The organism is Pseudomonas rhizoryzae (assembly GCF_005250615.1).
Taxonomy (GTDB): Bacteria; Pseudomonadota; Gammaproteobacteria; order Pseudomonadales; family Pseudomonadaceae; genus Chryseomonas; species Chryseomonas rhizoryzae.
The window spans coordinates 41,916-56,645 of record NZ_SULM01000006.1; the positions used below are offsets into that span (position 1 = coordinate 41,916).

The 14,730-nt window shown below is 62.7% G+C and carries 15 protein-coding genes; 8 read left to right on the forward strand and 7 right to left on the reverse strand.

Going from position 1 to position 14,730, the window contains the following annotated elements; genetic code table 11:
- Positions 1 to 5: 5 nt before the first annotated feature.
- The 3 genes from purT to FAZ11_RS10850 all read right to left on the reverse strand — a co-directional run bounded on the left by purT (position 6) and on the right by FAZ11_RS10850 (position 2,080).
- Positions 6 to 1,187, reverse strand: coding sequence for a formate-dependent phosphoribosylglycinamide formyltransferase (gene purT, locus FAZ11_RS10840; protein ID WP_058767427.1), 1,182 nt, complete (start codon positions 1,185 to 1,187; stop codon positions 6 to 8).
- 21 nt (positions 1,188 to 1,208) lie between these two features.
- Complete coding sequence (locus tag FAZ11_RS10845; RefSeq protein WP_058763835.1) at positions 1,209 to 1,406, reverse strand: DUF1289 domain-containing protein; 198 nt, start codon at positions 1,404 to 1,406, stop codon at positions 1,209 to 1,211.
- A 65-nt stretch (positions 1,407 to 1,471) separates the two neighbouring features.
- Positions 1,472 to 2,080: a CoA pyrophosphatase gene (locus tag FAZ11_RS10850; RefSeq protein ID WP_058763836.1), complete on the reverse strand. Its 609-nt coding sequence runs from the start codon at positions 2,078 to 2,080 to the stop codon at positions 1,472 to 1,474.
- 105 nt (positions 2,081 to 2,185) lie between these two features.
- On the opposite strand from FAZ11_RS10850, the gene FAZ11_RS10855 reads away from it, so the two are divergent.
- Positions 2,186 to 2,740 carry an NUDIX hydrolase gene (locus FAZ11_RS10855; RefSeq protein WP_058763837.1) on the forward strand — a complete coding sequence of 185 codons (555 nt, stop codon included), beginning with the start codon at positions 2,186 to 2,188 and terminating at the stop codon, positions 2,738 to 2,740.
- Between the two features lie 212 nt (positions 2,741 to 2,952).
- The gene (locus FAZ11_RS10860) at positions 2,953 to 3,489 is read left to right on the forward strand and encodes a L,D-transpeptidase family protein (protein WP_058772150.1); all 537 of its coding nucleotides are present in this window, start codon (positions 2,953 to 2,955) and stop codon (positions 3,487 to 3,489) included.
- Positions 3,490 to 3,535: 46 nt separating this feature from the next.
- Here the strand turns inward: FAZ11_RS10860 and FAZ11_RS10865 are convergent, their stop codons facing one another.
- Genes FAZ11_RS10865 through FAZ11_RS10880 form a run of 4 tightly spaced genes read right to left on the reverse strand, consistent with a single transcriptional unit; the run spans position 3,536 to position 6,986 of the window.
- Positions 3,536 to 4,690: an ABC transporter ATP-binding protein gene (locus tag FAZ11_RS10865; RefSeq protein WP_058772149.1), complete on the reverse strand. Its 1,155-nt coding sequence runs from the start codon at positions 4,688 to 4,690 to the stop codon at positions 3,536 to 3,538.
- A 10-nt stretch (positions 4,691 to 4,700) separates the two neighbouring features.
- Positions 4,701 to 5,360: an ABC transporter permease gene (locus tag FAZ11_RS10870; RefSeq protein ID WP_058763843.1), complete on the reverse strand. Its 660-nt coding sequence runs from the start codon at positions 5,358 to 5,360 to the stop codon at positions 4,701 to 4,703.
- Between the two features lie 3 nt (positions 5,361 to 5,363).
- The gene (locus tag FAZ11_RS10875; protein ID WP_058772148.1) at positions 5,364 to 6,266 is read right to left on the reverse strand and encodes a glycine betaine ABC transporter substrate-binding protein; all 903 of its coding nucleotides are present in this window, start codon (positions 6,264 to 6,266) and stop codon (positions 5,364 to 5,366) included.
- 9 nt (positions 6,267 to 6,275) lie between these two features.
- On the reverse strand, positions 6,276 to 6,986 hold the full coding sequence (locus tag FAZ11_RS10880) for an ABC transporter permease (protein WP_058772147.1): 711 nt from the start codon (positions 6,984 to 6,986) through the stop codon (positions 6,276 to 6,278).
- Between the two features lie 724 nt (positions 6,987 to 7,710).
- Here FAZ11_RS10880 and FAZ11_RS10885 point away from each other — a divergent pair.
- The 6 genes from FAZ11_RS10885 (at position 7,711) to FAZ11_RS10910 (ending at position 14,693) form a co-directional block, all read left to right on the forward strand.
- On the forward strand, positions 7,711 to 7,902 hold the full coding sequence (locus tag FAZ11_RS10885; protein WP_137279086.1) for a hypothetical protein: 192 nt from the start codon (positions 7,711 to 7,713) through the stop codon (positions 7,900 to 7,902).
- A gap of 406 nt (positions 7,903 to 8,308) precedes the next feature.
- The gene (locus FAZ11_RS10890) at positions 8,309 to 9,244 is read left to right on the forward strand and encodes a glycoside hydrolase family 5 protein (protein WP_240043546.1); all 936 of its coding nucleotides are present in this window, start codon (positions 8,309 to 8,311) and stop codon (positions 9,242 to 9,244) included.
- A gap of 287 nt (positions 9,245 to 9,531) precedes the next feature.
- On the forward strand, positions 9,532 to 10,707 hold the full coding sequence (locus tag FAZ11_RS10895; RefSeq protein WP_058772145.1) for an acyltransferase family protein: 1,176 nt from the start codon (positions 9,532 to 9,534) through the stop codon (positions 10,705 to 10,707).
- 134 nt (positions 10,708 to 10,841) lie between these two features.
- On the forward strand, positions 10,842 to 11,924 hold the full coding sequence (locus tag FAZ11_RS10900) for a helix-turn-helix transcriptional regulator (RefSeq protein ID WP_137279087.1): 1,083 nt from the start codon (positions 10,842 to 10,844) through the stop codon (positions 11,922 to 11,924).
- 147 nt (positions 11,925 to 12,071) lie between these two features.
- On the forward strand, positions 12,072 to 12,986 hold the full coding sequence (locus tag FAZ11_RS10905) for a hypothetical protein (protein WP_137279088.1): 915 nt from the start codon (positions 12,072 to 12,074) through the stop codon (positions 12,984 to 12,986).
- A 123-nt stretch (positions 12,987 to 13,109) separates the two neighbouring features.
- On the forward strand, positions 13,110 to 14,693 hold the full coding sequence (locus FAZ11_RS10910) for a peptide chain release factor 3 (protein WP_058763855.1): 1,584 nt from the start codon (positions 13,110 to 13,112) through the stop codon (positions 14,691 to 14,693).
- Positions 14,694 to 14,730: the final 37 nt, after the last annotated feature.

Consider the following 14,730-nt stretch of genomic DNA (forward strand, 5'->3'; position numbering starts at 1 on the left):
CCGCGTTACAGCTCGACCTTCACCGCCTGGGAAGCGCGCACGGCCTTGGCGCGGGCGGCCTCGATGCTTTCGTCGCGCGCCAGGGCCACGCCCATGCGGCGCTGGCCCTTGACCTCGGGCTTGCCGAACAGGCGCAGCGCGGTGTCGGGCTCGGCCAGGGCCGCGCCCAGATTGGCGAAGGCGGTCTGGCGCGACGCGCCATCCACCAGGATCACCGCCGAGGCCGAAGGGCCGAATTGGCGGATGGCCGGGATCGGCAGGCCGAGGATGGCACGGGCGTGCAGGGCGAATTCGGAGAGGTCCTGGGAGATCAGGGTCACCAGGCCGGTATCGTGGGGCCGCGGCGAGACTTCGCTGAACCAGACCTGGTCGCCCTTGACGAACAGCTCCACGCCGAACAGGCCACGACCACCCAGGGCTTCGGTCACGGCGCGGGCGACCCGCTCGGATTCGGCCAGGGCCTTCTCGCTCATGGCCTGGGGCTGCCAGGATTCGTGGTAGTCGCCCTTGACCTGGCGATGGCCGACCGGCGCGCAGAAGGAGGTACCGCCGACATGGCGGACGGTCAGCAGGGTGATCTCGTAATCGAAATCGACGAAGCCCTCGACGATGACCCGACCCTTGCCGGCGCGACCACCTTCCTGGGCGTATTGCCAGGCGGCCTGCAGCTCGTCGGCGCTACGCAGCAGACTCTGGCCCTTGCCCGAGGAGCTCATGATCGGCTTGACCACGCAGGGATAACCCAGCGCCTCGGCGGCCGCGGCGTAGTCTTCGTAGGTGTCGGCGAAATGATAGGGCGAGGTGGGCAGGCCCAGTTCCTCGGCAGCCAGGCGGCGGATGCCTTCGCGGTTCATGGTGAGCTGGGCCGCACGGGCGGTGGGCACCACGGTGTAGCCCTCGCCTTCCAGCTCCACCAGGGTAGCGGTGGCGATGGCTTCGATCTCCGGCACGATGAAATGCGGCTGCTCGCGCTCGATCACCGCGCGCAGGGCGGCACCGTCGAGCATGTCGATGACGTGGCTGCGATGGGCGACCTGCATGGCCGGCGCATCGGCGTAGCGATCCACGGCGATGACTTCGACGCCCAGGCGCTGCAGTTCGATGACGACTTCCTTGCCCAGCTCGCCGGAGCCGCAGAGCAGCACGCGGGTGGCGCTGGGGGACAGGGGGGTACCGATACGGGGCATGGCAGAACTCTCCGGCTGATATCAGGTGAGGAAGGCCGCACCGGCCGCCCGCGCCCGCTCGTCGCAGCGCACCAGCACCTCGCGGCGCTCTTGGTCGCTCATGGACATCCAGCGGGTGATCTCGGCGGCGCTGCGTTGGCAACCGATGCAGATGTCCTGCTCGTCCAGGGCACAGACATGGACGCAGGGCGAACGCACGGGTGAATCGGCGGTGGTCATGCGGCTTCCCTCGAATGGCCGCGCATTGTGCCCGTTAACGTCCGACTTGGCATGTGCCTTTACGCTCAATCCCGCCGCGGCGGCGCCTTGAGCACGATGCCGGCGTCGTACAGCAGGTTGACCAGTTCGACGATGATCACCGCGGTCAGGCCCCAGATGCGGTACTCGCCGTACTGGTAGCTGGGCACCTGCCAGCGTAGGCCGTCGTGGTCGACCCTCAGGGTGAAATCCGGCGGCACCTCGCAGAAGAACCGCAGCGGCACGGTGAAGACCGCGGCGATCTCGGCTTCGCTGGGGGTGTAGTCGAGCTGGTCGGGAATCAGGGCGACGATGGGCGTGACGGCCAGGCCATAGCGCGACACCAACGGACTCAAGGGGGCGATCACCTCCACCAGCCCCGGCGGCAGACCGACCTCCTCCTGGGCTTCGCGCAGGGCGGTGGCGACCAGGTCGGCGTCCTCAGGGTCGCGACGACCGCCGGGCAGTGCCACCTCGCCGCCGTGGGTGGACAGGTTGCTGGCGCGCAGGGTGAGCAGCAACTCGGGATGCTCGCCGCGAATGATGGGCACCAGCACCGCCGCTTCCTGGTAGGTCTCGTTGCCGCTGAGGGTACGCGGCTGGTAGTGACGCAGGCGCTGGAGCAACTCATCCACGCCGTAACTCTCCTTGCTCATCGTATCCCTTGGATCATGGCACGCCCGCCGGGCAATCCCAAGCCCAGCCATCGCTTGCCGGCCCGCTGATCGCCCCGGCACACTGCAGCAAAACGAGGATTGTCCATGAAGCATTGCAACCACTGTGGCGGGCTGCTGGAAGAACGCGTTCCCGCTGGCGACAACCGCATGCGCCTGGTCTGCAGCCAGTGCGGCGCGGTGCATTACCAGAATCCGCGCGTGGTGGCCGGGTGCCTGGCGACCTGGGAGGGCAAGGTGTTGCTCTGCCAACGGGCCATCGAGCCACGGCGCGGCTACTGGACGCTGCCGGCCGGCTTCATGGAGAACGGCGAGACCACCACCGAGGCCGCCGCCCGCGAAACCTTCGAGGAAGCCGGCGCCTTGGTGCAGGGCCTGGAGCTCTATACCCTGTTCGATCTGCCGCACATTGACCAGATCTACATGCTATTCCGCGGCGAGCTGGTCGACGGGCGTTTTGGCGTGGGCGAGGAAAGCCTGGACGTGCGCCTTCTGGACGAAGCCGACATCCCCTGGTCGTCTCTGGCTTTTCCGACCATCAAGCGGACACTAGAATGCTTTTTCGCCGACCGCCGTCTCGGCGTCTTTCCGCTGCGCCATGAAGGCATGGCGCCCATGGTGGTCGAGCGCAAGCCTGCCTAAGAGCCTGCTCAAAGTCTGCTGCGCGTCGGCCAAACCGCGTTGAAAATGCCCTGGATCGCCAGCCCGGTCGGAATGCTCATTTACTACCTGTAAACTCGAGCGCGAGTCCGATCCGCTTCCTCAGCCATTTTCGTGGGGCGGCCTAGGCCTTGTTTGTCTCTAGCTCGCGAGACCTTGAACAGGCTCTGAGCTTTACCGAGGATCTACCCGACATGCGTCCGTTGCACCTGTTGTTGGCGCTCTGCTATGTGCTGTGCGGTTCCTTGCTTCCCCAGCTGGCTCAGGCCAGTACCAGTGTCACGGTGATCCGCCAGCCGGCCGCGCCGCTGATCGACAAGGTGCTGGTGATCAAGTCGCAGAACCGCCTGGAGTTGCTCAGCGGCAACACGGTGATGAAGTCCTATCGCGTCTCGCTGGGTAAGAATCCCCGCGGCCCCAAGCTGCGCGAAGGCGACCAGCGCACCCCGGAAGGCTTCTATTGGATCGACTGGCGCAAGACCAGCGACAAGTTCAACCTGGCCATGCACATCTCCTACCCCAATCGGGAAGATCTGGTCCGCGCGAGCCAGGCCGGCGTGCGTCCCGGCAGCATGATCATGCTGCACGGCACGCCCATCGACGACGAGTATCCGGAGTGGTACTTCAACTCGCTGAACTGGACCAATGGCTGCATCGCCCTGACCAACCACGACATGCGTGAGATCTGGGGGCTGGTCAAGGACGGCACCCTGATCGAGATCCGCCCCTGATCGTCCCGCCAGCACCGATCAGTCGATCGGTGCCTACCACCCTTCTCTACCCCGCCACCTGCTCCGCCGGCGAGACGATGCTGGTCTTGCCGCGTGAGCGGCCGCTGCTCAAATAGTCGGCGATGGACTCCTGGGTGACCTCGCCGAGGAAGTCGTTGTCGGCGCTGAGCACCGGCAGCCAGGAGCTGTTGAACTGGTACATGCGCGACAAGAGGATGCGCAGGTGCTCGTCGAAGGCCGCGGTGGCCTTGAACGGGGTGACGAAGGGTGCCACCGGGCCGCTCTGGCCGCGCAGGTCGCGGCGGCGCACGTAGCCCAGGCCCTTGTTGGCGGCATCGGTCACTACCAGGTAGCGGCGGTCGTGCTCTTCCATCAGTTCCACCGCATCACCGATCAGGGTTTCGGCCTGAATCGAAGGCGCGTTGTCGGCGGCATCCTCGGCGCGGATCAGCAGCAGGCGCTTCAAGGTGCTGTCCTGGCCGACGAAGTTGCTGACGAACTCATCCTTGGGATGGGCCAGCAGGGTATCCGGGTGGTCGAACTGCACCAGCCGACCGCCGCGGAACACGGCGATCTTGTCGCCCAGACGGATGGCCTCGTCGATGTCGTGGCTGACCATGATCACCGTCTTGTTCAGCGCCCGCTGCATCTGGAAGAACTCGTTCTGGATGGCATCGCGGTTGATCGGGTCCACCGCGCCGAAGGGTTCGTCCATCAGCAGCAGCGGCGCCTCGGCGGCCAGGGCGCGGATCACCCCGATGCGCTGTTGCTGGCCACCGGACAGCTCGCGTGGATAGCGCGACAGGTACTGCTTGGGCTCGAGCTGCACCATGCTCATCAGCTCGGTGGCGCGCTCACGGCACTTCTTCTTGTCCCAGCCCAGCAGCTTGGGCACCACGGTGATGTTCTCTTCGATGGTCATGTTGGGGAACAGACCGATCTGCTGGATGACGTAGCCGATATGGCGTCTCAGCGTCACCTCGTCGATGCCGGTGGTGTCCTCGCCATTGATCAGCACCCGCCCCGAGGTGGGCTCGATGAGGCGGTTGATCATCTTCAGGGTGGTGGTCTTGCCGCAACCGGAGGGACCGAGGAAGACGCAGATCTGGCCCTCCTCGACGGTGAGGCTCACGGCGTCCACTGCGGTCACGTCCTTGCCGTGTTGCTTGAAGGTCTTGGTCAGGCGGTCGAGTTCGATCATCTGGGACTCCTTAATGGGCGCTGCGCAGGCCGCGCGGGGTGAGGCGGCGTTGCAGCCACTGCAGGACGAGGTCGGCGACGATGGCCAGCAGGCTGACCAGCACGGCGCCGACGATGAGGGTGGCCATGTCGCTGCGGCTGATGGCGGTGAGGATGAGCACGCCCAGGCCACCGGCGCCGATGGTGGCGGCGATGGTCATGACGCCGATGTTCATGACCACGGCGGTGCGTACCCCGGCGAGGATCACCGGCAGGGCGATGGGCAGTTCGACCATGCGTAGGCGCTGCCAGAAGGTCATGCCGATGCCGGCACCCGCTTCACGGATACCCGGCTCGACGCTGGTCAGCGCCAGGTAGGTATTCCTCAGGATCGGCAACAGCGAATAGAGGAACACCGCGGTGATGGCCGGCAGCGGACCGAGACCCTGGCCGAACTTGGAATAGAACGGCAGCAGGAGGCCGAACAGGGCGATGGAAGGCAGCGTCATGACCACCGTGGCCACCGCCTGCAGCGGTCCGGCCAGCCAGGGATAGCGGGTCATGAGGATGCCCAGGGGCACGCCGACCAGGATCGCCAGGGTCACGGCGATACCGACCAGGGTGATGTGCTGGCGGGTCAGTTCGAGGACCTGCAGCCAGTCGATGTGCTGGAAGGAGGTGACGAAATCCATGGGTCATTGCCCTCCGCTTAGGGGGTGCTGGGCGAGGAAGTCGCGCGCCACCTGGGCCGGCGTCTGCCGCTCGATGTCCACCTTGGCGTTGAGCTGGCGCATGGTGGCTTGGTCCAGGCTTTCCGCCAGGGGTTTAAGCAACGCGGCGAGATCCGGATGCTTGGCCAGGTATTGGGCGTTGACCACCGGAGCGGCGGTGTAGTCGGGGAAGTAGCCCTTGTCGTCTTCCAACACCTTGAGCTTGAAGGCGTCCAGGCGGCCGTCGGTGGTGTAGACCAGCCCGGTGAACACCTGGCCGTTGCGCAGGGCGGTGTAGACCAGCCCCGGATCCATCTGGCGGATGTCGTCGCGGGTGTAGCTCAGGCCATAGGCCTTGACCAGGCCGGCGAGCCCGTCGGAGCGATTGGCGAATTCGATGTCCAGCGCGGTGAGGTGCTGCTTGCCGGCCTCGGCCTTGAGCAAGCGAGCCAGGTCGCTGATGGTGTTCAGCTCGGGATGCTGCTGGGCGACCTCTTCCGGCAGGGCCAGGGCATAGGTGTTGTTGAAGCGGGTGGGCGCCAGCCAAGCCAGCCCGACCTTGGCATCCAACTCCTTGACCCGCTGGTAGGAGGCCGCCTTGTCCAGCCGTTCGGTGACATGGTTGTAGGCCACCAGCGAGGTGCCGGTGTATTCCCAGGTGAGGTCGAGCTGGGCGTTCTTCACGCCGTTCCAGGCGATGGTGCTGCCCAGGCCACCAATGATCTCCGGCTGGTAGCCGTGACGGGACAGATACTGCCCGGTGAGTTCGGCGAGGATGGCCTGCTCGGTAAAGACCTTGGCGCCGATGCGGATGGGGTCGGCCTGGGCATTACTGACCAGGACGAGGCCGAACCAGGCCGCGCCGAGGGCGATAAACAACTTTTTCATCTCGTCTCCTTAGCGGGCCAGGCCGCGCTCCAGCCAGAGGGGGCTGGCGAGCAGCACCAGGCCGTCGAGCAACAGCGCCAACAGAGCGGTGGCGGCGGCGCCCAGCAGCAATTGCGACTGGTTCTCCAGGGCGATGGCGGGAAAGATCAGGCTGCCCAGGCTATTGGCGCCGATGAGGAACACCAGGGGCGTGGTGCCGACGTTGATCGCCAGGGCGACTCGTACCCCACCGACGATGATGGGCACCGCATTGGGCAGCTCCACCTTGGTCAGCACCTGGGCGGGTGTCATGCCGATGCCGGTGGCGGCTTCCTTGAGCGAGCCGGGTACGTTCTTCAAGCCCTCGTAGGTGTTGCGCACGATGGGCAGCAGGGAGGCGAGGAACAGCGCCAGGATGGCCGGGCCATCACCGATGCCGACGAGGCCCAGGGCGATGGCTAATACCGCCAGCGGCGGCACGGTATTGCCGATGTTGAACACCTGCATGAAGCGCTCGGCGCTGCGGGCGAAACGCGGCCGGCTGAGCACGACTCCAGCGGGGACACCGACCAGCAGGGCGCAGACCATGGAGACGGCCACGAGGTAGAGGTGGGCCTGAAGGTAGAACAGCAGATCGGCGCGATAGGTACGCAGGGTATCCATACCGATCCAGTGCACCAGCAGTGCCAGGATCACCGCTCCCACGGCTGCGCCGAGCAGGAGGGTCTTGAATTTCGCCATGTCAGGCTCCTTCAACGAGCGGACAGGCGACGTGCCTTCCAACGGCGGAACTCGCAGCAAGGCGAGGTGCACGACGGCTGCCCGGGTTCAGGGTCGAGACGCAGCGGGGCATGGCGGGAATGCCGGCTGGACCAACGGGGCGCGGGCGGAGCATTAGGCTCCGCAGCACCCTTGAGTGCCGCTCTCAAGGAACGGCATGGCACCTTGTCTCGACCGGGTTGGTTGACGTCCGAAGCAGGTCGATAGTTCGCCAACTTCCTTTTAGGCTAACCCAATAGACTGACTCAATGCCAACTCGGCTCGAGGAATTGCCACTCCTGGAGCAACCGGATGAGCTAGCCAAAGACGCGGGTAGTGGCGAGAAGGCAGGAGGCGCGAGCTAGACGAAGCAGGCAGACAGGGGAAGATAAACTTAATCCAGTTTTTGTTATCCCTTACACAGCCTTCATCTGACCAACTTCACACTGCGCAAGCTGAACCCTTTCAGTTTCGTGCAAAGCCACACAAGTCAGCTGACGTATGGTCATGACTGAAACATCTTTCTGTGAGCCAGTGCGACGCCATCCCTTTGGCACCTCTTTACCATTCTGACGAGTGGCTGACGCTTTGAGGGATCATTCAGCCATCACAAGGTCAATAGGTGGCCCAGTGATAGCACTCAACGCCGTTTCTGGTACCGCTATAACAACAGACTAATCACCGAGCTAACTTCAAAGGGAACGTTATGAATGACATGACGGCTTGTGCATCGTTGGACTCCGCTACTCTCTCCCCTGCCCCCGTACTGCTACTGCAACCCAAGGTGGAAAATTGGGTGGTGGTCTATGCTCACGGTGGCCTGATCGCCGAATTCAACGACGAGGCCTCGGCCCGCCGCGAAGCCGAGCAGTGGGCCGGGATCTGTCTGCGTCGCTAGCGAACTCATCCGAATGATCTGCCCTGCGCCGTCGCCGACGGAAAGCAGTCGCAGGCAGCTCATCACCCGTTCCAACCTCTCGCGCCGCTTTTGCTTGGGCGATCCGACCTAGTCCAGGCGGTCTGTCGTATACCCTATCCAGCTCTCATTTCTGATCTACTCGCCGGCCTTAACGTTGCCTAGTGCACCTTCTGCGTACAGGCGCGCAACTTAACCGCTTCCATTCAGGCCTCATAAGCGAATCGAGCACCTATCTGCTCGCCGTCTTCCGTCACTGTCTGAGACCTTGCCGATGACGCTTCGCCTGAAATCCGCTTTCGCGACTCTCTTCGTCCTCCTCTTCAGCCTGGGAACCGCACCGGCGTTACAAGCCGACCCCCGAGATTTTCCCACCGATCTCATCGGATTGAATTTCTCCGGTGCTGGATTCGCTCCTCACGTACTGCCGGGTAAACCTGGGACCAACTATTTCTTTCCCGAAGCCAGCCATTACCGCCGCTGGAGCGCCAAGGGTATCCGGGTGATCCGCTTCCCCATCATCTGGGAACGCCTGCAGCCGCAGTTGAACAAGGACCTGGATCCTACGTACGTCAAGCTGATCGACCAGACGCTCGACAATGCCAAGCGTTACCGCATGAGCGTGGTGCTCGACCTGCACAACTACATGAGATATCGCGGCCAGATCATCGGCAGCCAGGCCGTGTCCTACCAGGCCTACGCCGACGTGCTGCGGCGGATCGCCCAGCGCTGGCATGGGCATCCCGCGCTGGTCGCCTACGACATCATGAACGAACCCCACGATGCGGTAGAGCAGTGGCCGATCGCCGCCCAGCACGGTATCGACGCCGTGCGCAGCGTGGATCGCGCCCGGCCGATCCTGGTCGAGGGCAACGGCTGGTCCAGCAGTTACCTCTGGCCGCGCTATAACGCCAAGCTGCTCGAGCTCAAGGATCCGGCGGACAACCTGATCTTTTCCGCCCATGTCTATTTCGATAACGACGGCGGCGGCAAGTACCTGAAGAAGGACCTGACCGCCTTCGACCCGGACGTCGGTATCCGCCGCGTGGAACCCTTCATCACCTGGCTCAAGCAGCACGGCAAGCGCGGTCATATCGGCGAATTCGGCGTGCCGGACAACGATCCGCGCTGGCTCGCGGCCATGGATCGCCTGCTGGCGCGGCTGCGCAAGGAATGCATTCCGGCCATGTACTGGGCAGCCGGCCCCAACTGGGGCGACTACCCGCTGGCGATCGAGCCGGTGAATGGCAAGCCGCGCCCGCAATGGGCGGTCTTGCAGAAGTACGTCAAGCCGTCCGACTGCGCAACGCTCGGCCCGCGCTGACGGCAAGCGCCGCTGGCCACGCCAGCGGGCGCTCCCCGGCGATCACCGAAGAACTGAACGCAAATCGGTGATCGCAATCACAAAAGTCTCGACCCTGCGGAGAACTCTTAAGGTTTTGGCAATCAAACCGTAACAGAAAGTAATAGTTCGACTATTGAAATCGTCGCGACAACAAGAGCCAGGATGCCATGCCCTCTTCCGCCTTCCCTTCCCCATTCCCTCATTCCCTTCCCTAACGGCGGCCATTACTCACCTGCCCTCACCCATCGCACCGTCAGGGAAATCCCATGGAAAGATTCACCGCTCTGGATAGTTTTCGCGGCCTCTTGGCCGTGGCCGTGGTCCTGTTCCACACCTATGTCGCCCAGGCAGCATCGGAAAATCCGCTGATCGCCAACGCCTATCTGTTCGTCGAATTCTTCTTCGTGCTCAGCGGCTTCGTCCTGATGCACACCTACGAGACCCGCCTACGCAGCCCGGACGACTATCGCGACTTCACCATCAGCCGCTCGGCCCGCATCCTGCCGCTGCACCTGGCCATGCTGGCGCTCTATGTCCTGCTGGAGACCGGCCGCCTGCTGGCCGAGCAACTGGGTATCAGCTTCAACGACCCGGCCTTCAGTGGCGCCACGGCTCCCGAGCAATTCCTGCCCAATCTGCTGCTGCTGCAATCCTGGCTGGGCGAAGCCATCACCGGCTCGTTCAACTATCCCTCCTGGAGCATCAGTATCGAGTACTACCTCTATTTGATCTTCGGACTGCTGGTCCTGAAAGGCCAGGGACACCACCGCCAGTGGTTCCTGGTCATCGCCCTGCTGGCCTTCCTGCAACTGCTGTTTCCCATCCTGCCGCTGAAGACCGAGATCTTCCGTGGGCTATCGTGCTTCTTCGCTGGCGCCTGCACCTATCGCCTCTACGTCTGGATCAAGACACACGACCAGGAGCCATTCGGCGGCACCCTGCTGGAGGTGGCCTGCCTGATCGCCGCCGCCGCGGTAATGACGTCCGAGCTACCCGTCGCCAAGAAAGGCGTGCTGGCCAGCCTGGTGTTCTGCGTCACCATCCTGACCTTCGCCTTCGAGCGAGGCCTGGTCTCGACGGTGCTGCACCAGGGCATCTTCGTCCGACTGGGCATGCTGTCCTACTCGATCTACCTGGGCCATGCCGCGGTGATCTTCCTGTTCAAAAGCGCCTTCATCGTGCTGGGCAAGCTGTTGCACCAGGATCTCACGGTGGTGGCGCCCTCCCACGACGTGCCGGTGCCTTTCATGATCCGCTACATCGCCACCGGCAGCCCGTTGTTGGACAACCTGGTGGTACTGCTGGAACTTGTAGTGGTCTTCGCCCTGGCCTGCTTGACCTACAGATACATCGAGCTTCCCGGCATGGCCCTGGGTAAGCGCCTGGTGCGCAAGAGAGGCAAGGCGCCGTTCAGCGAGGGCAAGATCCAGCCGCAGCCCTAGGCGAGCCCAAGCCGCTTACCTGCCATCGGGTGCCACCATTGTGCAGTCGCAATACTGGATGCATCCTTAAGGCTGGCAGCGAAAGGTAGGAGATAGACGTCTTCGCTGGTGACGCGACAGGGATGGATCCTGCCATGCAGCGACACTACGACGAGCTGGTGCGACTCTGCTACGAATGCGTTTTGGACGAGAGCCGCTGGGAAGCTTTGCTGGAACGGCTGATTCCGCTCAGTGGGCGGCAGCAGGGTGGGGTAATGATCCAGGCGCAAGGCCGGGATTTTGTCGATGTTTCGCAGTATCACCGCTATGACGAAGCCGTCCTGGCACCCTACGCCGCTTACTACCACCTGCTGGACCCAGGTCGTGAATGCATGCCTCAGCGCGCCGTTGGCCACTGGTACCACGACTGGCGCGACATCGGCACCGAACGCATCAAGCGCGATCCTTACTACCAGGACTACCAGCATCCACTGGGGCTGGGTAACAACTCCTGCGTGAAACTGTACGAAACCGCTTCCGCCAAGGCCTATCTGACGCTGATCACCGAGGTTGATTGCAGCCCGCCCGAAGCGAGCCAGCAACTGTTGCTGGAACAGCTTTCGCCTCACCTGCGGCTTGCGGGAACCTTCGCCAGCCATCTGGCGGCATTGAGCAGGCAACTTCACCATCAGTCGCTGCTTCTCGAACAATCCGGTCATTACCTGTGGCTCGTCGATGGTCAAAGTCAGCTGATCTTCGCCAGCCGGCACGGCGAGGCCCTGTTGCGCTCATCGGACGGTCCGTTGCGCATCCTTCAGGGGCGGATAAGGGCGCGTCGCGAGGACATCCAGCTCGGTAGGACGATCCAACGCGCTGCCGGCATCGGGAGTCCACCTAGCGCCAGCCTGATCAGACTTGACGACCAGCAAGGCCGCCAGTTGCTGGTGGTACCGGTTTCGCCCAGCCTGATTCCGAACGGCAGTGCTCCCCTCGTTCTGCTGACGCTATCCCACCGCGCGCTCGACAAGGAAAGAGTGCGTGACCTGTTCAAGCTCACCCCTGCCGAAACCCGTCTGGCACTGTTACTGATGGAAGGCCTGACACCAGAGGCCTGCGCGACACGCCTGACCGTGAGCATCACCACGATCCGCAGCCAGTTGCGCGCGCTGTTACGCAAGACGGACACCGAGCGACAGGCGGAGTTGGTGGCGCTCTTGGGAAGAGTAGCGGGAGGCTGAGGGTTTCATCCAAGTGGAGGATGAACACGGATCGGGAAGCCCTCTAGCCTGGACCTCCCTGGGCAGTCGGCGCCGAGGTTCCGCCAGGGAAAGGACACGCTGGCCCCTTTGGGCCAGCGTCTCGCCAGAGCCTTCCGAGGACGAACCATGCGCGCGAGCTATCTTCTTCCGTTGATTGCTGTGATAGGGCTATCGGGTTGTGCTAACTGGAGCACCCTGTATCGAAAACCAAATTTCTCAGAGTCCGATTCATTACTGACTGATATAGGTGCAAGGGCTATTTTCGTTACTCCTCAAGATACGAAGGAGGGCCCAAACATTAATCTGCGCAATACACCGAAAACCATTGTCTGCGCAGAGCCGAGTCCAGATTCCATGCAAGCCTATGCCGCCAAACTCAACTGGAAGTTGCTATCGGACTCGGCTGTAACCCGGGATGCTGCCTTGGCCTACAGTACAGCCGCCAGTTACGTAGGCAATCGCACCCAGACGGTACAGCTACTACGAGACCAGCTGTATCGACTGTGTGAAGCCTATGCCAATGGCATTATCGACTCGGATACCTACACCATGCTGATGAGCAGGAGTCAGAGGTACACACTGGCGTTGGCCATGATCGATACTTCGCCGCCCTCTGTCACCCCTCCTCCCATAACTCCGGAAAAACCCGATCAAGATGATCCTAAGCCCAAGGCTCAAGAAAAAAAGATGCCGAATGAACGTTCCGTTACTACCAGGCCTGAGCCAAATCTTGAATCCATAAAAATGTTGGTAGGTGCAGGTGACGAAGCCTATGTCTGTCTAAATTTTTTGAAACAGGCAGATACGGCCGCCAAGCCCACAGCCAATCAAGGGAAAGTTGAACAGTTCTGCCGAGCCCTTTTCGACGAAAAAATTAGAACAGCAAAGCTTGCAAACAACGCCTATGAATCTGCAATAAAACAGGCGGAAAAGACGGGAACACCAGTTAGTCCGGTAGAAAGTCCACTCCCCCCTAACGTGATAGACAGAATAAGAATTTTCCATCTAGAAAAACCCCTTCCGCTTCCTCCCCAGCTTTAATGAATCCTCCGCAAGATCAGCGATTGCAGAAGACGTGCGATCCCAGTCGCTGGTCTGCGGAGCTTTAACTCTTGCTCTGCTATACTCCGCCCCCTCTTTTTTCGCTCTCGCCCAGGTTCATCCATGACCACCCAGGCCGCCGAAGTCGCCAAGCGCCGTACCTTCGCCATCATCTCCCACCCCGACGCGGGCAAGACCACCATCACCGAGAAGCTGCTGCTGATGGGCCAGGCCATCGCCGTGGCGGGTACGGTGAAGTCGCGCAAATCCGACCGCCATGCGACCTCCGACTGGATGGAGATGGAAAAGCAGCGTGGCATCTCCATTACCACCTCGGTGATGCAGTTCCCCTACCGCGAGCACATGATCAACCTGCTCGACACCCCCGGTCACGAGGACTTCTCCGAAGATACCTACCGCACCCTGACCGCGGTGGACTCGGCGCTGATGGTGCTCGACGGCGGCAAGGGCGTCGAACCCCGGACCATCGCCCTGATGGATGTCTGTCGCCTGCGCGACACTCCCATCGTCAGCTTCATCAACAAGCTCGACCGCGACATCCGCGACCCCATCGAACTGCTCGACGAGATCGAGGCGGTGCTCAAGATCAAGGCCGCGCCCATCACCTGGCCGATCGGCAGCTATCGCGACTTCAAGGGCGTCTATCACCTCTCCGACGACCGCATCTACGTCTACACCCCAGGCCACGGTCACGAGCGTATCGCCACCAAGACCATCGACAAGCTGGACTCCGACGAGGCCCGCGCCCACCTGGGCGATCTCTATGAGCGTTTCGTCGAGGAGCTGGAGCTGGTGCAGGGCGCCTGCCACGAATTCGACAACGACGCCTTCCTGCGCGGCGAGATGACCCCGGTGTTCTTCGGCACCGCCCTGGGCAACTTCGGTGTCGACCAGGTATTGGACGCCGTGGTCGACTGGGCGCCGCGCCCGCTGTCGCGCGCCGCCCACGAGCGCACCGTGGAGCCGGTGGAGGAGAAGTTCTCCGGCTTCGTGTTCAAGATCCAGGCGAACATGGACCCCAAGCACCGCGACCGTATCGCCTTCATGCGTATCTGCTCGGGCAAGTACGAGAAGGGCATGAAGCTACGTCACGTGCGGATCAAGAAGGACCTGAAGATCGCCGACGCCCTGACCTTCTTCTCCAGCGAGCGTGAGCACCTGGAAGAGGCCTTCGCCGGCGACATCATCGGCCTGCACAACCACGGCACCATCCAGATCGGCGACACCTTCACCGAAGGCGAGGCGCTGGGCTTCACCGGCATCCCCCACTTCGCCCCGGAGCTGTTCCGTCGGGTACGGCTGAAGGACCCGCTGAAATCCAAGCAGCTACGTCAGGGCCTGCAGGAATTGGCCGAGGAAGGCGCCACCCAGGTGTTCTTCCCCGAGCGCAACAACGACATCGTGCTCGGCGCGGTGGGCGTGCTGCAGTTCGACGTGGTCGCCAGCCGCCTGAAAGAGGAATACAAGGTGGAGTGCGCCTACGAGGCCATCAACGTCTGGTCGGCGCGCTGGATCGAGTGCGACGACAAGAAGAAGCTCGAGGACTTCAAGACCAAGGCCTTCGAGAACCTGGCGGTGGACGGCGGCGGTCACCTCACCTATCTGGCGCCGACCCGCGTCAACCTGGCCTTGATGGAAGAGCGCTGGCCGGAGATTACCTTCCGCGCTACCCGCGAGCACCACTAAGGTTTGCTTCCTGGCCGGTGGACCCTCCGCCGGCCAG